The 19,889-nt window shown below is 69.6% G+C and carries 15 protein-coding genes; 1 reads left to right on the forward strand and 14 read right to left on the reverse strand.

Annotation, left to right across the window (positions count from 1 at the left end; all coding sequences use genetic code 11):
• Nucleotides 1–138 precede the first annotated feature (138 nt).
• On the forward strand, nt 139–1,572 hold the full coding sequence (dacB, locus tag ABDW61_RS01820; protein ID WP_343635611.1) for a D-alanyl-D-alanine carboxypeptidase/D-alanyl-D-alanine-endopeptidase: 1,434 nt from the start codon (nt 139–141) through the stop codon (nt 1,570–1,572).
• A 5-nt stretch (nt 1,573–1,577) separates the two neighbouring features.
• Here dacB and ABDW61_RS01825 read toward each other — a convergent pair whose 3' ends face one another.
• The 14 genes from ABDW61_RS01825 to ABDW61_RS01890 form a co-directional block, all read right to left on the reverse strand.
• Nucleotides 1,578–2,630: an LD-carboxypeptidase gene (locus ABDW61_RS01825; protein WP_343635613.1), complete on the reverse strand. Its 1,053-nt coding sequence runs from the start codon at nt 2,628–2,630 to the stop codon at nt 1,578–1,580.
• Between the two features lie 22 nt (nt 2,631–2,652).
• Nucleotides 2,653–3,306: a M15 family metallopeptidase gene (locus ABDW61_RS01830; protein WP_343635615.1), complete on the reverse strand. Its 654-nt coding sequence runs from the start codon at nt 3,304–3,306 to the stop codon at nt 2,653–2,655.
• A gap of 39 nt (nt 3,307–3,345) precedes the next feature.
• The gene (locus tag ABDW61_RS01835) at nt 3,346–4,245 is read right to left on the reverse strand and encodes a LysR substrate-binding domain-containing protein (protein ID WP_343635617.1); all 900 of its coding nucleotides are present in this window, start codon (nt 4,243–4,245) and stop codon (nt 3,346–3,348) included.
• 105 nt (nt 4,246–4,350) lie between these two features.
• On the reverse strand, nt 4,351–5,949 hold the full coding sequence (locus ABDW61_RS01840) for an ABC transporter substrate-binding protein (protein WP_343635619.1): 1,599 nt from the start codon (nt 5,947–5,949) through the stop codon (nt 4,351–4,353).
• Between the two features lie 7 nt (nt 5,950–5,956).
• The gene (locus ABDW61_RS01845) at nt 5,957–6,910 is read right to left on the reverse strand and encodes a peptide ABC transporter ATP-binding protein (protein ID WP_343635621.1); all 954 of its coding nucleotides are present in this window, start codon (nt 6,908–6,910) and stop codon (nt 5,957–5,959) included.
• Entirely contained in the window at nt 6,907–7,851 is a 945-nt protein-coding gene (locus tag ABDW61_RS01850; RefSeq protein WP_343635623.1) for an ABC transporter ATP-binding protein, read from the reverse strand. The genes ABDW61_RS01845 and ABDW61_RS01850 overlap by 4 nt, the downstream gene beginning before the upstream one ends.
• Nucleotides 7,851–8,744: an ABC transporter permease subunit gene (locus tag ABDW61_RS01855; RefSeq protein ID WP_343635625.1), complete on the reverse strand. Its 894-nt coding sequence runs from the start codon at nt 8,742–8,744 to the stop codon at nt 7,851–7,853. The genes ABDW61_RS01850 and ABDW61_RS01855 overlap by 1 nt, the downstream gene beginning before the upstream one ends.
• A 7-nt stretch (nt 8,745–8,751) precedes the next feature.
• The gene (locus tag ABDW61_RS01860; protein ID WP_343635627.1) at nt 8,752–9,762 is read right to left on the reverse strand and encodes an ABC transporter permease subunit; all 1,011 of its coding nucleotides are present in this window, start codon (nt 9,760–9,762) and stop codon (nt 8,752–8,754) included.
• A gap of 22 nt (nt 9,763–9,784) precedes the next feature.
• A complete protein-coding gene (locus tag ABDW61_RS01865) occupies nt 9,785–10,627 on the reverse strand; it encodes an N-acetylmuramoyl-L-alanine amidase (RefSeq protein ID WP_343635629.1) in 843 nt (280 codons plus the stop codon).
• Entirely contained in the window at nt 10,624–11,622 is a 999-nt protein-coding gene (locus ABDW61_RS01870; protein ID WP_343635631.1) for a BadF/BadG/BcrA/BcrD ATPase family protein, read from the reverse strand. Before ABDW61_RS01870 ends, ABDW61_RS01865 begins: the two co-directional genes overlap by 4 nt.
• Before the next feature lie 182 nt (nt 11,623–11,804).
• A complete protein-coding gene (locus ABDW61_RS01875) occupies nt 11,805–15,272 on the reverse strand; it encodes a TonB-dependent receptor (protein WP_343635633.1) in 3,468 nt (1,155 codons plus the stop codon).
• 546 nt (nt 15,273–15,818) lie between these two features.
• Nucleotides 15,819–17,342: a family 10 glycosylhydrolase gene (locus ABDW61_RS01880; protein ID WP_343635635.1), complete on the reverse strand. Its 1,524-nt coding sequence runs from the start codon at nt 17,340–17,342 to the stop codon at nt 15,819–15,821.
• Between the two features lie 32 nt (nt 17,343–17,374).
• On the reverse strand, nt 17,375–18,526 hold the full coding sequence (locus ABDW61_RS01885; protein ID WP_343635637.1) for a heparan-alpha-glucosaminide N-acetyltransferase domain-containing protein: 1,152 nt from the start codon (nt 18,524–18,526) through the stop codon (nt 17,375–17,377).
• Nucleotides 18,523–19,809 carry an MFS transporter gene (locus ABDW61_RS01890; protein ID WP_343635639.1) on the reverse strand — a complete coding sequence of 429 codons (1,287 nt, stop codon included), beginning with the start codon at nt 19,807–19,809 and terminating at the stop codon, nt 18,523–18,525. Before ABDW61_RS01890 ends, ABDW61_RS01885 begins: the two co-directional genes overlap by 4 nt.
• Between the last annotated feature and the right edge of the window lie 80 nt (nt 19,810–19,889).

Below are 19,889 nucleotides of genomic sequence, written 5' to 3' on the forward strand. Positions count from 1 at the left end.
GTGAATGATCTTCAAGCACGAGGCTCGGGCCCCGTCCTAGGAACGTCACTCATTTGTTGCATCCGTCCCGATGAATGCTTGTCGCGCGCGTATAACCTGTGGGAATGCAACGGGGCCGGGACTATACAGTCGCCCCTCATGCGATCGATCTCCGCCCTCGTCCTCCTGAGCGCCGCGCTCGCCGCCACCGGCTGCGCGAGCCTGCGCGACACGCCCCCCGCGCCCGTGGAGCAGGCGCTCCGGCAAGCCGGCGTGCCTGCCTCCTCGCTGGCCGTCGTGGCCTTCCCGATGGACGCGCCGGAGGGCGGATGGCGGATGAACGCGGACCGGCCGATGGCGCCGGCCTCGACGATGAAGACCATCACCGCGGTGGTCGCGCTGGACCGGCTCGGGCCGAACAGCCGCGGGCAGACGCAACTGCTGGCCGCGGGCGAGATCCGCGACGGCCGCCTGGAGGGGCCGCTGGTGCTCAAGGGCGGCGGGGATGCCGACCTCGACTGGGGCGCGCTGTGGATGATGCTGCGCGAGGTCCGCGAGCGCCATGGCGTGCGCGAGCTGGCGGGCGGGATCGTCGTTGATCGCGGGCTGTTCCAGCCGGCGCGGCCAGAGATCGGCGCGCCGCGCTTCGACGAGCAGGCGGAGTTCCCCTACAACGTGATTCCCGACGCGCTGCATCTGAACGGCAGCCTGCTGCAGTTCGACCTCGCGTCCGATGAGCGCGGCGTGACGGCGCGGCCTTTCCCGCAGTTCGGCGCGCTGGCGGTCGACACGAGCGGGATGCGGCTCAACGACAAGCCCTGCAAGGACTGGGACGACGGCTGGATGCCGTCGCGCTTCGAGGTGCTGCCGGGCGGCGCGGCGCGGGTCGCGCTGGCGGGGGAGTTCCCGCGCGGGTGCCAGGCCGTGCAGGCGCTCAATGTGCTGGACCGGCAGTGGGAGACCGCGCAGGCGCTGCGGCAGTTGTGGGGCTCGCTGGGGGGGACGCTGGGCGGGGAGGTGCGCGAGGGCTCGGCGCCGCAGGGGGCGAGGGTGCTCGCGCAGCATCGGGACCGGCCGTTGGCGGAGTTGCTGCGGCCCATCATGAAGGCGTCGGACAACGCGCTGGCGCGGCTGCTCTTCTTGAGACTGGGCGCTTCAGCCGCGCAGCCGGGCGAGGACACGCAGCAGGCCGCGGCGAGGGTGGTGCGCGAGTGGTTCGCGTCGCAGCGGCTGGACGCCACGGGGCTGGTGCTGGAGAACGGCGCGGGCCTGTCGCGCGTGGAGCGGGCGACGGCCAGTCAGCTCGCGGGGCTGCTGCTGGCGTCGGCGAAGGGGCCGCATGGGCCGGAGCTGCTGGCCACGCTGCCCGTGGCGGGCGTCGACGGGACGCTGGCGCGGAGATTCAAGGGCAGCGCGGCCGAAGGGCGGGCGCGCATGAAGACGGGCACGCTGCGGGATGTCGTGGCGCTCGCGGGCTTCGTGCCGGACGCCAGTGGCAAGACCTGGATCGTGGTCGCCGTCGTCAACGACGAGCAGGCCATGAAGGCGCGGCCCGCGATCGACGCGCTGGTCGATTGGGTCGCCAGCCACTGAGATCTTCAGTTCACCGCCGGCGACAGCAGCCTGATCGTTCCCGCGCTCGCGTCCATCTCGGCGAGCTGCCCGACCGGCACGGTGAACTTCTTCTTGATGTGTCCGATCATTGCCCCCCGGTACACCGGCACTTTCAGCGGCAGGAAGTAGTCGTCGAAGACCTCATCCAGCGTCAGCACGCCATAGCCGCCGTTGCCCGGGCCGCAGTTGGTGAACTTGCCCAGCACCACGCCCGCCACCTGATCGAGCGCGCCGCTCAACCGCAGTGTCGACAGCAGCCGGTCGACGCTGTAGATGTACTCGTTGATCTCCTCCAGGAACAGGATCGCGCCGCGCGTATCCGGGAAGTACGGCGAGCCCGCCAGCGAGCACAGCACCGCGAGGTTCCCGCCGATCAGCGGCCCGCGCGCCACGCCCGCGCGCAGCGTGCTGATGCGGTCCTCGCGCGGGACCAGGTTGTCGCCGCGCTCGCTCGGCGGGTTCTGCATCAGCTGCGCCTGCCCCTCCATCGCGACGGCCCGGAACTGCTGTACCGAGAACTCGTTCCACTCCGATCCCGCCACCGGGCAGTGAAACGTGATCAGCCCCGTCTGCAGATGGATCGCATTGACCAGGCTGGTCAGGTCCGAGAAGCCGCCGAAGAACTTCGGTTTGCGCCGGATCAGCGCGTAGTCGAGCTTGTCGACGATGCGGTTGCTGCCCGAGCCCCCGGTCATCGCAAGGATGCCGTCCACGCCGTCATCGGCGAAGCAGTCGTTGATGTCACTGGCCCTCTGCGCATCGGTGCCGCCGAACTGGCCGTAGCGGCTGCGCAGATGGGCGCCGGGCTTGACCTTGAAGCCGAGCGCCTGCAGCGACTCGATGGCGATCTCCAGCGGCTCGCGCTCGAACGTGGCGTTGGCCGGGCTCACCAGGCCGATGGTGTCGCCGGGCTTGAGCCGGCGGGCCCGCAGCGCCGCGGGCGCGCCGGACTGCGCCTGCGCGGGCAGCGCCGCGGCCAGTGCTGAGGCCGCCGCGGTGGCGGCGCCGGTGAGGATCTGTCGACGGGAGGCAGTCATGGGCATTCAGACGGGGGGGTGTTCACAGCACCAGCGGCAGACTGCGGCGGACCTGTTCGCGGTCGCCGAAGTCGAAGTGCCACCACTCGGTGCTGATGGTCTGGAATCCGGCCTGGCGCATCGCCGCCCGCAGCCAGCCGCGATGCGTCAGCTGCGCGGCGGTCAGCCCGCCGCCAGCCAGCTGCTCGGCTTCGAACTCCGGATGCGACGCGGGCGTCATCTCGTCGAAGCCGGTGCCCATGTCGAGTTCGCGGCCGTCCGCGTCCAGCAGCGTCACGTCGACCGCCATGCCGAAGGAATGGATCGAGCGCCGCGCCGGATGGGCCAGGTACTTCGTCAGCGGCGTCCCTTCGAGCTCCTTCCACAGCGCTTCCTGGACCCGCTGCGGCCGCAGCGCGTCCAGCACAGCCAGCGTGACGCCGGGGCAGTGCCGCGCGAGATGGCTGGCGGCCTCCTCGACCGCGGCCGCCGCCTCGCGGCGCAGGAAGCCGCAGTCCAGTCCGCCGTAGACGTTGCGGCCGACGAAGTTGTCCGGCGTCGCGTAGCGCAGGTCCACCGCGATGCCGGGGATCGTGAGCAGCGAGCGGAATTCGGGATGCGCGGCGATCTCCTCACAGGGGATGGGTGCGGGCGGCGAGGGCTCGATGGGAAGAACGGAATCGGCGTCCGGAGTCATGGCGGGAGCAGTGGCGGAGGGCCGGTGCCGCGGGGCGCGTCAGCCGAGGCTCTCCAGGTTGGCGCGGGCCGCGTCCCGCAGATAGCCCACCAGCCGGCGCGCCGCCTGCGCCAGCGGCGCGCTGGCGGAGGTCAGCAGGTAGAGCTGGATGGTCATCGACGGCGCCAGCGGGCGGACCTTGACGCGGGCGCGGTCCGCCGACGCGGCGGTGAAGGGATCGACCACGGTCATGCCGACGCCGGCCTCGACCAGCGCTCTGGCGAGCTGGTAGGTCTGCACGGTGATGCGGCTGTCGAGATGACGGCCTTCGGCCTCGCTGGCGTTGTGCAGCAGGTGGCCCAGCGGATCGTCCTCGGCCATCGCGATCAGCTCGGACTGGATCTCCTCCAGCGGCAGCGGACCGCTGCCCTGCGCCTCGGGGCTGGTCATCGGGCACAGCGCCATCATCGAGCCGCTGGCCAGCACCTCCGCCTTGATGCCGGGATGGCGCGGGTCGTGCAGGCTCAGCGCGAGGTCGGCCTCGCCCAGCAGCAGCGCCGAGACGATCTCGCGCGTGTGGTTGGTGCTGAGCTGGCAGCGGCTGCGCGGGAAGGCTTGCGCCCAATGCGTCATCGCGGCCGGAATCACCGCCGCGCCCAGCGTCGGCGTGGCCATCAGGCGCAGCGATTCGGACTCGCCGCTGCGCAGGTTGGCGGCCAAGCGGCGGATCGCCACCAGGTCGCGGTTGAGCTTGTCGATCTCGACGAACAGCCGCTGCGCCTCGGGCGTCGGATAGAGCTTGCCGCGCACGCGGTCGAACAGCGGCATGCCCAGCTGCAGCTCACAGTGCTGCAGCACCTTCGTCACGGCCGGCTGCGAGATGTGCAGCAACTGCGCGGCGCCGCTGATCGTGCCCGCCTGCATGATCGCGTGGAAGACCTCGATGTGACGAAGCCTCATGTCAGCCCTCCGGTGCGGCGAATACGTCGTCCGGCCCCCGAGGGGGCCAGGCCCGGCTTGGGGCGGCCCGGCGCTCGGGCCGGCGCGCTGAGAAGAGGAGCAGGCTTATTCACGGTAGACGTTCTCGAAGACAACCCCTCCGTTCGGCTGCATCTTGAAGCCGCGCAGGTCCTTGCTGGTGGGGATGTAGACCGTCGAGTGTGCCATCGTGATCCACGGGCGCTCGCGCTTGAAGATCTCCTGGGCCTTCTCGTAGAGCGCGATCCGCCGCGCCTGGTCGGGCGTGGCGCGGGCCGCGTCGATCAGGCGCTCGAACTCCGGGTTGCAGAACTTGACGCCGGACTTGTTGGTCGCGCAGCTGAGGTTGGGCGTCAGGAAGTCGTCGGCATCGCCGCTCTCGCCGGACCAGCCGCTCATGTAGACCGAGTGCTCGCCGGCGTTGGCGCGCTTGAGGTACTCGCCCCATTCGTAGGTGCGGATCTGCGCGCGCACGCCGATGCGGGCCCAGTCCTGCTGGATCAGCTGCGCCATCAACTGGCCGTTGGGATTGGTCGGGCGCGTGACGGGCAGCGCCCACAGGTCGATGTCCAGGCCGTTCGGGAAGCCCGCCTGCTGGAGGAGCGCCTTGGCGCGCTCGGGGTTGTACTCGTTCTTCAGCGCGCGGTTGTAGCCGGGAATCGCGGGCGGGAACGGGTTGACGGCCTGCATTGCGTCGCCGCGCGGGAACAGCGCGCGGAAGATCGCGTCGCGGTCGATCGAGATGTCCAGCGCCTCGCGCACGAGGCGGTTGTCCGTCGGCGGCTTGCGCAGGTTGAAGGACAGGTAGGAGATGTTGAGCGCCTGGATCTTCTCGAGCCGGATGCGGTCGGGATGGCGGTCGATCGCGGCGACGTCGATGTCGCGCAGCGGCGAGGTGATCTGGCATTCGCCGGCGAGCAGCTTCTGCACGCGCACCGGCGCCTCGCGGCTGATGGTGAAGATCAGCTTGCGCGTCTTCTGCGGCTCGCCCCAGTAGTCGGGGTTGGCCTCCATGCGCACGACGTCGTCCTTGGCATAGCTGCGGAAGCGATAGGGGCCGGTGCCGATCGGCAGCCGGTTGATCTGCGCGGCCTTGCCCTCGCGCAGCAGCCGGGCGCCGTACTCGGCCGACTGGATGCCGGCGAAGGCCATTGCGAACCAGGTGACGAAGGTGACGTTGGGCTGGCTCAGCGTGAAGCGGACTGTGCGGTCGTCGAGCTTCTCCATCTTCGCGATCGCCTTGGCCAGGCCCAGATTCTGCGGATAGACGAAGTTGGCCGGAAAGGCCTGGTTGAACGGATGCGCGCGATCGAGGAAGCGGCCGAAGGTGAACAGCACATCATCGGCGTTGAAGGGGCGCGTCGGCGTGAACCAGGGGCGGGTGTGGAAGCGGACGTTCTCGCGCAGCGTGAAGGTGAAGACGCGGGCGTCGGGGGAGATGGTCCAGGATGTCGCGAGGGCGGGCTGCAACGCGGTGCCGCCGCGCTCGAAGCGGACCAGACCCTGGAACATCTGGTTGTTGACGTTGTTGGTGCTGGCGGAGTCCCACAGCCCGGGATCGAAGCCCTCGGGGCTGGCGTCGGTGCAATAGATGAGCGGCTTGGGCGCCGCCGGTCCGGCCGCGTGCGCGGCGGGCAGCGCCGCAAGGAGCAGCGCAGCCAGTGAGAGGGGGAGGGGAGGGCGCATCGGAACCTCAGATCACATCACACGCGACCAGCCGCCCGTCGATCTCGCGCAGCTCCGGGCGCTGCTCCGCGCAGCGCGGGATCGCCATCGGGCAGCGCTGATGGAAGGCGCACCCCGTCGGCGGCTTGAGCGGGCTGGGCAGCTCGCCGTGGATGCGGATGCGCTCGCGCCGGTCGGCCGGGCGCAGCGCCGGCGTCGCGCTGATCAGCGCCTGCGTGTACGGATGCAGCGGCCGCGCGAAGATCCGGCGCTTGTCGCCGTGCTCCACCACGCGGCCCAGGTACATCACCATCACCTCGTCCGCCACGTGCTCCACCACCGCCAGGTTGTGCGAGATGAACACGTAGCCCGTCCCGAACTCCTCCTGTAGATCCATGAAGAGATTCAGGATCTGCGCCTGAATCGACAGATCCAGCGCCGAGGTCGGCTCGTCCGCGACCACGATGCCCGGCTGCATCACCATCGCCCGCGCGATCGCGATGCGCTGGCGCTGTCCACCCGAGAACATGTGCGGATAGCGCTGCAGATGCTCGGGGCGCAGCCCAACCTTCGCCGCCAGCGCCTCGATGCGCTCGCGCCGTTCCGCGCGGCTCAGCGCCGTGTTGATCACCAGGGGCTCCGCCAGCGTCGACGCGATCGTCTTGCGCGGATTGAGCGCCGCGTACGGGTTCTGGAACACCATCTGCACCTCGCGCCGCAGCGCCTTGCGCGCGAGCGCGTCGGCGGCATCGCGGCCGTGGATCAGCAGCTCGCCCGAGGTCGGCGTCTCGATCAGCGTCAGCGCCCGCGCCAGCGTCGACTTGCCGCAGCCTGACTCGCCCACCACCGCGAGTGTCAGGCCCGGCGCCAGCGAAAAGCTCACCCCATCCAGCGCGCGCACCGTCGCCTTCGGCGCGAACCATCCGCGGCTGGCGTGGTAGTGGCGCGCCAGATCGCGCGCCTGCAGCAGCGGAGCGCTCATGCCACGGTCTCCTCGATCAGCGGAAAGAAGCAGCGCACGCCCTCGACCGCCTCCGGCCGCTGCGCGCGGCAGCGCTCCTGCGCCCGCGGACAGCGCGGCGAGAACAGGCACCCCGCCGGCCGGTCCAGCGCGCCCGGCACGATCCCCGGCAGCGCCTGCAGACGGCGCGCGCCGCGGTTGTGCTCGGGGATCGCGGCCATCAGCGCGGCCGTGTACGGATGCGAGGGATGCTCGAAGACATCGGGCAGCGCGCCGGTCTCCACCACCTGCCCCGCGTACATGACCGCCACGCGCTGCGCCATTTCCGCCACCACCGCCAGGTCGTGCGTGATCATCACCAGCGCCATGCCCTGCTCACGCTGCAGACGCAGCAGCAGATCCATGATCTGGGCCTGGATGGTCACGTCGAGCGCCGTCGTCGGCTCGTCCGCGATCAGCAGCTTCGGCGCGCAGGCGATCGCCAGCGCGATCATCACCCGCTGGTTCATCCCGCCCGACAGCTCGTGCGGATAAGCCTTCAGCCGGCTCGCCGCATCCGGGATCTCGACCTGCTGCAGCAATTCCAGCGCCCGCTGCCGCGCCGCCGCGCCCCGCAGGCCCAGGTGCGTGCGCAGCACCTCCTCGATCTGGTGGCCCACGGTGTAGCTGGGATTGAGGCTCGCCAGCGCGTCCTGGAACACCATCGCGATGTCCTTGCCGATCAGCCGCCGCCGCCGCGCGGGCGGCAGCGTCAGCAGGTCCTGGCCGTCGAAGCGCAGCGCCGCGGCGCTCACCTGGCCCGGCGGGTCGATGAGCCCCATCAGCGCCATCATGCTGACCGACTTGCCGGACCCCGACTCGCCGACGATGCCCAGCACCTCGCCGGGCGCGACGTCCAGGTCCACGCCGTCCACCGCCGGGAACGCGCCGAAGCGCACGCGCAGGTCGCGGATCTCCAGCATCACGAGACCCTCTTCAGGCGCGGGTCGAGCGCGTCGCGCAGGCCGTCGCCCATCAGGTTGACGCTCAGCACCGAGAGCAGGATCGCCAAGCCGGGCAGCGTCACCACCCACGGCGCGCGGACGATGTAGTCGCGCGCCGAGGACAGCATCGTGCCCCACTCCGCCATCGGCGCCTGCACCCCCAGGCCGAGGAAGCCCAGACCGGCCGCTTCCAGGATCGCCGCCGAGAAGCTCAGCGACGCATTGACGATCAGCGGCGCCACGCAGTTCGGCAGCACCGCCGAGAACATCAGCCGCCAGGTCGACGCGCCGGCCACGCGGCTCGCGGTGACGTAGTCCTTGCCGAGCTCCGCCAGCGCGGCGGCGCGCGTGAGCCGGACGTACTCCGGCAGACTGCCGACGGCGATCGCGATCACCGTGTTCATCAGTCCGGGGCCGAGCACCGTGATCACGCAGATCGCCAGCAGCAGCCCGGGCAGCGCCAGCATCACGTCCATCACCCGCATCACGACCGGCGCCAGCAGGCGCTGATGGAAGGCGGCCAGCAGGCCCAGCAGCACGCCGGGAATCAGCGAGAGCAGCACCGACGCCAGCCCGATGCCCAGCGAGACGCGCGCGCCATGCAGCAGCCGTGAAAGCAGGTCGCGGCCGAGTTCGTCCGTGCCGAGCAGAAAGCGCGGCAGGCCGCCGTCCATCCACAGCGGCGGCGTCAGCATGTGCTGGCGAAACTGCTGCACCGGGTCGTGCGGCGCGATCCACGGCGCCAGCAGCGCCGCCAGCGCCAGCAGCGCGAAGACGATCAGCGCGGCGAGCGCGCCGCGATTGGCCGAGAAACCGCGCCAGAACTCGGCCAGCGGTCCCGGCGGCGTGGAGGAGAGGGGCAGGGCGCTCATGTCGTGCTCATCCCTGCTTGCGGATGCGCGGGTTGACCACGCCGTACAGCAGGTCCACCAGCAGGTTGACCGCGATGAAGGTGCAGGCCGAGATCAGGATCCCCGCCTGCACCACCGGATAGTCGCGGCGCGCGATCGCGTCGATCAGCCATTTGCCGATGCCGGGCCAGCTGAAGATGGTCTCGGTCAGCACGGCGCCCGCGAGCAGGCTGCCGACCTTCAACCCGATCACCGTGATCACCGGGATCAGCGCGTTGCGCAGGCCGTGCACCAGCACCACGCGCGCCGGCGACAGCCCGCGCGCGCGGGCGCTGCGCATGTAGTCCTCGCGCAGCACCTCGAGCAGGCTGGAGCGCGTCATGCGCGCGATCACCGCCGTCGTGCTGGTGCCCAGCACCAGCGCCGGCAGCAGCAGGTGGCGCAGCGCCGAGCGCCAGGCGCCCGCCTCGTCATGCAGCGCCGCGTCGACCAGCATGAAGCCGGTGACGCGCTGCACGTCGTACTCGACCGCGATGCGGCCCGACACGGGCGTCCAGCCCAGTCCGACCGAGAAGAACATGATGAGGATCAGCCCCCACCAGAACACCGGCATCGAGTAACCCACCGTGGCCACGCCCATCACGCCCTGGTCCAGCAGCGAGCCGCGGCGCAGCGCCGCGCCGGTGCCCAGCGCCATGCCGAGCACGATCGCCAGCAGCAGCGCGAACAGCGCCAGCTCCGCCGTCGCGGGGAAGAGCGCGAGGAACTCCTGCGAGACCGGCTCGTGCGAGACCAGCGAGCGGCCCAGGTCGCCGTGCAGCAGACCGCCGACGTAGTTCGCGTACTGCCGCCACAGCGGCTGGTCCAGCCCCAGCTCGTGCATCAGCCGCGCATGGGTCGCGTCATCGAGGGCGCGCTCGCCCATCATGATCGCGATCGGGTCGCCCGGCACCAGCCGGATCAGGCCGAAGGCGACCAGCGTCACGCCGATCAGCGTCGGCAGCAGCGCGGCCAGGCGGCGGAGCAGGAAGTTCAGCAAGGCGGTCGCGGGGCGAAAGGGCTCAGAACTCCGAGCGCGGCTGATCGTCGGCCGGCAGCGGGGTCTTGGTCTTCATGCCGCCGGGCGAGGTCACGACGTCCAGCAGCGCGGCGGTCTCGGCATCCATGTCGCCGGAGAAGTTGGCCGGGCGGTACTTCATCTGGAAGGTGCTGATGACTTCGCGGGTGGCGACGTCGAACACGCCGGTGCGGGGGGTCTGGTAGCCGACCTTGCTCAGCCGGTCCTGGAACCAGTCGACCTCGGGCACTGGGCCGACCTGGTAGATCGCCGTCTTGATCTCCACCTGCGTCTGGTCCGGCCAGGGGATCAGGCCGGCGTCGGCGAAGCGCTTCCACGGGAACTCCGGACCCGGATCCTGCTTGCGGCCCGGGGCGATGTCGTTGTGGCCCAGGATGCGGTCGGAGCGAATGCCGTGGCGCGCGACGATCTCCTGGCTCAGCCGGATCACGTCGTCCATCTGCGCCTTCGGATAGGGCGCGTAGACGCGGCCCATCGGTGTTTCGGTGAAGCCCGGGTTCACGATCTCGATGCCGATCGAGGCCGAGTTCAGGTTGGTCGCGCCGGCCCAGTAGCTGACGCCGGCGTGCCAGGCGCGGCGGTTCTCGTCGACGAGCTGGTAGACCTTGGACGGGTTGTCCTGCACCAGGTAGTGGGCCGACACCTTGCCGCCGGTGGTCAGCACCTTCATCGACTTGTCGAAGTCGAGCACCGTGTAGTGCAGGATCAGGTACTGCGCGCGGCTGTCCTGGTTCTGCGAGACATGCGAACGGTCGATCTGCAGCGTGGGAGAGGCGCAGGCGGCCAGCAGCGAGGCGGCGGCGAGGGTCAGGAGCTTGGTCTTCATGAGGCGAGGGCGGCGCGCCGGGCGGCGGCCAGGGCGGTGTCGGGTTGATGGACGGCCAGGGGCAGGTCTTGCGGCAGCGCGGCCCGCAGGCCGGATTCGATCGCGGGGTGCAATTGCAGCACACGGCCCGAGGCCGTGACCGGACGCACCCCCAGCCGGCGCGCGAGCGCCAGCGGCAGACGGGCCAGTTCGTGGCCCGCCCGGCGCAGCAGTGTCAGTGCGTCGGCATCGTCTTCGCGCGCCGCGCGTGCGACGGCCAGCGCCAGGCGGCCGATCGCGCCGCGCCGGGACGTGTTGTCGCCGCCGTACATGAAGGCGCGCGTGACCGGCCAGTCACTGCCGCCGAGTTCGTCGAAGAGATGGCGGGCCAGGGCCGAGGCGGACCAGGCGCCGGGGTGTTCGTCCTCGCGCCGCCAGACCAGCGCGAGCGCTTCGCGCGCGATCCATTGCCCGCTGCCTTCGTCGCCCAGCAGCGGACCGCGGCCGCCGGCGCGATGCAGGGTGCCGTCCTCGTCGATGAAGGCGGCGATGGCGCCGGTGCCGGCGTAGACGAGGTAGCCCTCGCCCGGGCGGTAGAGCGCGTGCCAGGCCTGGGCGATGTCGCTGTCGCAATGGATCTGCGCCGGCGACAGGCCCAGCTGCTGCGCGAGCAGCGCGCGCAGCTGGCGGCCAGCGGGGCCGTCGGGCTCGCCCAGACCGGTGATGCCGGCCTGCAGGCCGCGCAGCGCGCCAGGCGCCGCATGCGCGAGCACGGCGTCGGCCAGCGATTGCAGCGTCTGGGCCAGCAGCACGCGGCCGGCGCCGCTGTCCAGCAGCAGCGCGCTGAAGCCGCCGACCTCGCCGCGCGCGACCTGGGTGCCGTCCGGACGGGCCAGCGCCCAGCGCGTCTGGGTGCCGCCGGCGTCCAGCCCGAGCCCCAACCCCGTGCCGGCGCGCGCGGTCCCGGCCCGGTGGGGCGCTCGGGCATCGGCGAGGGGGGAGGGAAAGGGACTCATGTCTGGGGCGGCCTGGCGCGCGGAGCTTACGGGCCGCGTCGCGCGCCCGCCATTGTCAATGCGCGGGGCGGGTATGAGTCTGGGTCATGGCCTGCGAAGCGCCCATGAAAAACGGGCTCCCGAAGGAGCCCGTGACAGTCGCTGGAAGGACCGGCCGCGAGGGCCGGCCGATCCCGTCAGGGTCAGAACTCGTAGGCGGCCGTCACCTGGATGGCCCACTGCGATTCACCCTTGACCTGGCGGATGGCCAGGTTGTCGTTGATCGCATTGGCGTTGGTGCGGTACATGTAGTTGCCGTCCTTGTCGATGCCGGCGAAGTTCACGAAGCTGCGGCGGTTGCCGCCGGCCGATTGGAATGTCACCTCGTCGATGCGGCCCCACTTCTTGTTGAGCAGGTTGCCGATGTTCAGGATGTCGAACGTGACCTTGCCCTTGTGCTGCGGGAAGAAGCCCGGGACTTCCTGGCTGACGCGCAGGTCGAAGCTGTTCACGAACTGCGAGAACGAGCTGTTGCGCGGCACCACGGAGCCCTTGTACTTCGACAGGCCCGGGGTGTTGTCGACGATGTTCCAGAACGCCGCCTCGTCCGCCGGAGTGACGAACTTGACGCCCGCCGCGCCACGCGAGGCGGGGATGTACAGCAGGTCGTTGCCGGCCACGCCGTCGCCGTTCATGTCGTTCAGGTAGGTCCAGCTGTAGGGCTTGCCCTTGCGGCCTTCCCAGAACAGGCCCACGGTCGTCTTCAGGTTGCTGATGAACGCCTTCTGCCAGGTCACGTTGGCCGTGACGCGGTCGCGGATCATGTACGCCGAGTTGGCGGCCACGTTCTCGTTCGGGTTGAAGACGGCGCGCGAGTTGAAGTTGGAGTTGGCCACCGACGAGGTCAGCGGGCTCACTTCCGACGCTTCCGTGTACGTGTAGGCGACGCCGAAGCCGAAGCCGTCACGCGCCGGACGCTGGAACGACAGGGTGATGGCGTTGCCGTCGCCCTTCTTCGTCTTCGTGGCCAGCGTCACGTTGTTGAAGCTGGCGTTGGACAGCGCGCGCGAACGGCCGCCGGAGCAGGCACCGGAAGTGCTCAGGCTGCCGTTGGTGTTGGTCCAGCAGTTCGGGTCGTAGCTCTGCGGCGTGTAGTACAGCGAGCGGCCATCGGGACCGGTCTTGGTCGGATCGCCCAGGTTCAGGTGCTGGTAGTAGATGCCGGTGTTGACCTTCGTATAGACCCACTCGACACCGAAGTTCATGCCGAAGAACGGCAGCTCGGCGTCATACGCCAGGTTCATCTTCCACACCGACGGCTGGCCCAGGCCCTTCTGGATGAAGTCGACGTTGGCGGCCGGCGTCGCGCCTGGCAGGATCGGCTGGCCGTTCGGATCCGCGCTGAACACGCCCGAGGCATTGCCGTCGCAGGAGTTCAGGCCCGCGGCGCCGCAACCGACGATCCGCGTGGCCATGCCGGTGTTGGAGTACGGGTTGGTCAGCCAGACCGAGGCCGCGGCGCCCTGGAACAGGCCCGCACCGCCGCGGATCTGCTTCTTGTGGCCGCTTCGGTTGTCCAGCGCGTAGTTGAAGCCGAAGCGCGGCTGAAACAGGTTCTCGCCGTCGACGGTCGTTGAATTGTCCAGACCGAAGCCGCCCGTGGCGCGGGCGACGGTGCTGGCGCCGGTCACGGCGCCCGCCACGACCGGGGCGGCGGCCGCGGCGTTGTAGGTCGGCTTGTCGCCGGTGCTCAACTGGTCGACACGGAAGCCCGCGGTGATGTTCAGGTCCTTGGACACATTCCAGGTGTCCTGCAGGAACAGCCCGGCCTGCGTCAGCGTCCACTGCGCGATACCGTTGTCCAGCGTGCCACCGGCCACCGGCACCTGCACCTGGTACGACGACGGGCGTCCGCGGCGGAAGTTCTCCAGCACCGCCGCCTGCACCTGCGCCGCGGAGGCGCTGTTGCAGTTGATGCTGCCGAAGCTGTAGCCCCAGCTTTCGGGCCGGTTGGTCTTCGGGTCGGCCGGCACCGTGTTCTCGCAACCGAAGGTGTAGTTGCCATTCACGTTCTGGAAGAACGCGTTGAAGATCTTGTTGCGCTGCAGGTCGCCGCCGAACTTGACTTCGTGGTCGCCCTTGACCCAGGTCGCGCCCAGGTAGGCGTCGATGGTCTTGGTGTCCAGCACGTTGTACTGGCGGCTCTGCTCGGTGCCGAAGTTGACGAAGCGGTTGCCAGTGCTCGAACCCGCCGGCGCGCCGTCAGGCAGCGCACCATTGAACCGGATGCCCACCGCAGGCAGGTTGCTGTTGTTCTGCGGAACGCTGTTGTAGTCGCGGTTCGAGATCTTCAGCTCGGTCGAGAAGTCCGGCGTCCAGTCGGCGAACCACTGGCCGACGACCGTGTCGATCTTCTTCTTCTGCTGCCACCACTGCGAGGTCATCTGCAGGCCGGTGGCGCTGTAGCCGCTGAAGCTGCCGTTGTTGGTGTCGGACTGCTCGGTGCGGGCCACGCGCAGGCTGGCGCGGTGCTTGTCGCTGATGTTCCAGTCGATCTTGGCCAGGTAGTCCTTGACCGTCAGCTGCGACTGGCCCATCACCGAGCCGGTGTCGATGCCGTACACATCCTTGGCGGTCTTCGTGATCGCGTCGAGCTGGCCTTGCGAGATCGCGTTGTTGGTCAGCGAGCTGCCGATCGGGCCGAATTCCGGCTGCGCGCGGTTGCTCTTGAGCTCTTCATAGTTGACGAAGAAGAACAGCTTGTCCTTCAGGATCGGGCCGCCCAGGGTGAAGCCCTTCGTGTCTTCCTTGAAGGGCAGGAAGTCGGTGTAGCGCTGGTTGCCGCGGTCGAAGCGCTTGCCCACCATGTCGTCGTTGCGATAGACGTAGTAGACGCTGCCCTTGAACTCGTTGGTGCCCGACTTGGTGACGGCGTTGATGTTGGCGCCGGTGTACCCCTTCTGGGTCACGTCGTAGTTGGACAGGTTGACCTGCACCGACTGGATCGCGTCGATCGAGATCGGCTGCTTGGCGGTCGGCAGGTTGTTGGCTTCCAGGCCGAAGCTGTCGTTGATCGCGACGCCGTCGATGGTGATCGAGTTGTAGCGCGAGTTCTGGCCCATCGCCGAGATCTCGCCGCGCTCCTTGTCGGTCTGCGCCAGGCGCGGATCGTTGCGGGCGTAGTCCTGCAGGTTGCGCGCGATCGACGCGTAGGCGTCCAGTTCAGCACGGTTGATCTGCGTGCCCGAGCCCATCGTCGAGTTGTTGAACTTGGCCGCCGTGGAGCTGCCCGAGGTCACGACGGTCTCGAGCTGCGTCGACGTCTTGCCCAGTTGCACGTCCAGGTTGAGCGTCTCGGCCAGGGCCAGATAGACGTTCTCGCTGACGTCGCGGTCGCCGCCCTTGGTGACGGTGACGACGTACGGGCCGCCCACGCGCAGGCCGCGCGCGTTGTAGCGGCCGTCGGCGTCGGTGGTCTGCGTGTTCGAGGAGCCGGACTCCTTGTGCAGGATCACCACCGTGGCGCCCGCCACGGGCTTGCCGTCAGCGCCCACCACCCGGCCACCGATGGCCGAGGTGGTGTTCTGCGCCAGTACCGGCGCGGCCGCCACGATGGCGACCGCGGCGGCAAGCGCCGTGCGCGAAAAACCCAACCAATCCTTCTGATTCATTCCTGTGCTCCTGTGCGACGTCAGACCGAAACCTGTTCCCAAGGCGTCTGAAAACGTTCCGCAAACGTTTTCCGCTGCCGGCTTCCCCGCAATCCGATGCGTCTGCCGGCGACGCGCGCCCTCGTGTTGTTGTTGCGACGGGCGCGCTCCTGGGCGCGCCATCTCCGCTTATGAAGCAAAAAGCCTACCAGTCGAAACATGCCGCATCAATGCGGCAATATCGGGAGACCTCTCGCTTTCGCCGCGGTGTCAATGCGCCATTCGGGCCCTTTTCCGGGGCCGAGGCGGCGCAGCGTTCACCGCGTCTGCGCCGCAGTCTGGTGAGCCAATGTTGAGGAGCTGTGACAAGTGTTCACTGGCGTTGACGGTTGCTGCACGAGCGCAACACGCGCCAGAAACGGACCCGCCTGGCGAGCGGCGCAGGCACGGGAAGCGTGCTCCGGCAATGACTCGAAGCTGCCTGGAATCGAGGGTTTTCCCTGGGCGTGAGCACCGCGCGCGGCCAGGGTCAGTCGTTGCGCCGAATCGACAGAATGCGCCGCTGGTTCAGGCCACGAACGTTGCGCGCGGGCCTTCCTCGCCGATGGCATTGAGCGCCGACAGCACCAGCGTTTCGCCCGCCGCTGTCGCGGGCAGGCGTCCGTCCGGCGGCAGCGCGTCGAAGCGCCAGGGTCCGCCGGGCGCGCGCCGCCAGAGCGCGAATCGCGCCGCTGGCGCGCCGCTCACCGTGGCGCGCAGCACGCCATCCGCTTCCCTGGCGAGCGCCACCGGCCCGCAGGCGGGCGCCGTCAGCCAGGGCGTCGCCGGCGGCAACACCGCCTGGGCGTAGACGCCCGCTCGCAGCGCGTCCGCGATGCCGCGGCGGTTCTTCAACAGCGCGACCATGCTGAAGTGCAGATGGCCGAGGGTGGCCGGCGCACTGCGCATCACCTCGACCTGCGCGGGAATCTCGTCCAGCGGCCAGCCCTCCGCGTCGTTGCCCGCCTTGCTGGTGAAGAGCCCCGGCCAGACATGGCGGCCCAGCGGATTGACGCCCTGCCAGGCGCGCATCAGTGGCTCGAAGGCCTGCGCCTTCTGCGCGCGTGGCCAATACAGCTGCGGTGCGAGGTAATCCAGCCAGCCCTCGGCGAGCCAGTGCTCGACATGGGCATAGAGCTTGTCGTACTGCGAGAACCCGGTGATCCCCGCCGGCCGCAGATCCGGCCGCGGCAGTCCGAAGGGGCTGATGCCGACCCGCGCGGCGGGCCGCAGTTCCCGGACCAGCTCATACATCCGCCGCACCAGTTGATCGACGTTGTCGCGCCGCCAGTCGGCGCGCGCCAGCGTGCCGCCGCCACGCAGGTAGCGTTGCCAACTGGGTTCGTCGGGGAAATCGAGGTCCTGCTTGGCCGCGTCCTGGACCGGATACGGATAAAAGTAGTCGTCGATGTGCAGGCCGTCGAATTCGTAGCGCGTCAGCAGATCCCGGCAGACGGCCAGCGTGTGCTCGGCGGCGGCGGGCTCGCCGGGATCGATCCAGAGCTGGTCGCCGTACTTGCGCACCCACTCCGGCCGCGCGCGGCTCACGTGCGACGGCGCTGCAGCCGAGCGGCTGCCGCTCTGTTTCGCGCGATAGGGATTGATCCAGGCATGCAGCTCGAGGCCGCGCGCATGCGCCTGCTCGATCCAGACCGCCAGCGGGTCGTAGCCCGGACCCTGGCCCTGAACGCCGGACAGGTACTCGCTCCACGGCTCCAGCGTCGAGCGGTAGAGCGCGTCGGCGCTGGTGCGCACCTGCAGCACGATCGCATTGAGGCGCAGCGCGCTCGCGCTGTCGAGCAGGGCGTGAATCTCGGCGATCTGCGCCGCGTCGCTCAGGCCGCGACGGCTCGGCCAGTCGATGTTGGCGACAGTGGCGACCCAGGCGGCGCGGAACTCGCGCGGCGCCGGCGGCGGCGCATCATCCCCGGCGGTGCCGGGCTGCGCGGGCAGGCCCTGAGCGGGCCGTGTCGAGCAGCCCGCCAGCGTGCCGCCGAAGGTTCCCATCACCGGCGCGGCCAGGGCCGCGGTCATCCACTGTCGTCGTCGCATCGAAGCTCACCTGGCGGGGCCGCGCGGCCCGCTCACACCTTCACGATCCAGCCGCGCCGCCACAGGCCCCACGCGATGCCATAGAACACCGTCACGAAGCCGGCGGCGAACAGCAGCGACGCGAAGCGCGGATCCACCGGCAGCGCGCGCAGCGGCGCGTAGAGCCAAGCCTTGAGCGTGACGCCTTCGGCCACGTGGACCAGTCCGAGCACGCGGGCGGCCAAGCCCGACAGCACGAACAGGAACAGCGCGTTCATGCCGAATACCACCAGCGGATGCAAGCGCCGCGCCATCGCGTCGCGCATCCGCGGCAGCGGCGCGGCATCGAGCAGCCAGTAGAACACGCCGAACACCAGGCAGCCCCAGCCGGTCGTGAGGAAAACGAAGGCGGGGGTCCAGAGATTCTTGTTGATCGGCAGCGTCCAGGCGTCGAGGACCTGGGCGATCCACAGGCAGGCAAGGCCCGCCACCATGAACCAGGTGGCCTTTTCGCCGGGATCGCGTCCTGGTCGTGCGAGCCACCGCCCCGCGAGCAGCCCCGCGACCTGGCTGGCCAGCGCCGGGATCGTGCTCAGCAGGCCCTCGGGGTCCCAGGTCTTGCTACCGGCCCACAGATGGCCGGAGAGCAGCGCGCGATCCAGCCAGGCGCCCACGTCCTCGCCCGGCTGCAGCGAGCCGCGATGCCAGACACCCTGGGCGTCGGGGACGGCGACCAGCGTCTGGACCAGGCCATAGCCGAGCAGCAAGCCGATGAACCACGTCAGCTGGCCGCGCCATCCGCACCAGAGCGCGATCGGCGCGGCCAGGATCGTGATCAGCCCGAGGCGCTGCAGCACGCCGGGAATGCGGACCGTCCCGAGATTGAAATGAGGAAACAGGTTCAGCAGCAGCCCGATCAGCACGATCGTCGCGCCGCGCCGCCACAGGTGACGCAGCAGCGCGCCGCGATCATCCGCCTGGCCGCGCCGAGCCAGGCTGAAGCTCATCGAGATCCCGCTGATGAAGACGAAGAACGGGAAGATCCAGTCGGTGAAGGTCCAGCCGTGCCATGGCGCGTGCTCGAGCGGCGCATAGAGCGCGGACCAGTCGCCCGGGTTGTTGACGAGCAGCATCGACGCGATCGCGAAACCGCGGAAGGCATCGAGCGCGAGCAGCCGCTCGCCGCCGGCGCGTGGGGCGCTCATGGCGCCGCTTTCCGGCCGAAGCCGTCGGGGATGCGGATGAGCGCGGTCATGACCAGCGACGGGATGGTGGCGATCAGCACCCACGCGAAGAAATGCAGGTAGCCGAGGTGGTCCTGCAGCCAGCCGCTCCACATGCCGGGCAGCATCATGCCCAGGGCCATGAAGCCGGTGCAGATCGCGTAATGGGCGGTCTTGTGCGGGCCCTCGGCGACCAGGACCATGTACATCAGGTAGGCGGTGAAGCCCAGGCCATAGCCGAACTGCTCGACGGCCAGCGCGGCGCTGACGATCGCCAGGCTGCCCGGATGCGACCACGCCATCGCGAGGAAGACCGCATTGGGCACATGCATCGCGAGCACCAGCGGCCAGAGCGCCCGCTTCAGGCCCACGCGCGAGATGATCCAGCCCCCCAGCAGCCCGCCGCAGGTCAGCGCGAGCAGCCCGATCGTGCCGTAGGCCAGGCCGACCTCCTTGTTGCTCAGCGCCAGGCCGCCTTTGGCGACGCTGTCGAGCAGGAAGGGCGTCGCGAGCTTCAGCAACTGCGCTTCCGGGAACCGGTACAGCAGCAGGAAGCCGAGCGTTACCGGCAGACCCGGCTTGCGGAAGAACTCGAGAAAGATCTCGAGGAACATGCGCGGATGGCGCTGGCCGCGGGGCACCGGCGCATCGATCGCGGGACGCGGCAACCGCCACCAGTGATAGGCCGCGAGCACCAGGAAGATCCCCGCCAGCAAGGCCATCACGCCCTGCCACGCCAGCGCCCAGCTGCCGCCGCGGTCGTGCCACTCGCCGGCGAGCCACACCAGGCCGCCCTGGCCGCTGATGTTGGCGACGCGATAGAACGTCGAGCGCACGCCGACGAAGGCGGCCTGCTCATGCTTCTCCAGCGCCAGCAGATAGAGCCCGTCCGTGGCGATGTCATGCGAGGCCGAGGCGAAGGCCATCAGCCAGAACACCGCCAGCGAGAGTTGGAAGAAGCGCGCCATCGGGAGCGTCAGCGCCACCATCGCCAGCGCCGCGCCGACGGCGAACTGCAGCGTGACGATCCACAGCCGCTTGGTGCCCAGCATCTCGACCAGCGGCGACCACAGCGGCTTGATGACCCAGGGCAGGTAGAGCCAGCTGGTGTAGAGCGCGATGTCGGTGTTCGAGATCTCCAGGTTCTTGTACATGATGACCGAGAGCGTCATCACGACCACGTACGGCATGCCCTGCGCGAAGTACAGCGTGGGCACCCAGGACCACGGCCCGCGGGCGTTCGAGGAAACGGAAGAGGCGTGCATGGCCCTCAGTGTCGGTGCAAACGCGGGGGCGGCCGCATCGGGGAATGCAGCGCTTGCGGGCGTGCCGGTGGCGCGCGCGC

The sequence above is a fragment of the Roseateles sp. genome (assembly GCF_039595595.1).
Classification (GTDB): domain Bacteria; phylum Pseudomonadota; class Gammaproteobacteria; order Burkholderiales; family Burkholderiaceae_C; genus Roseateles.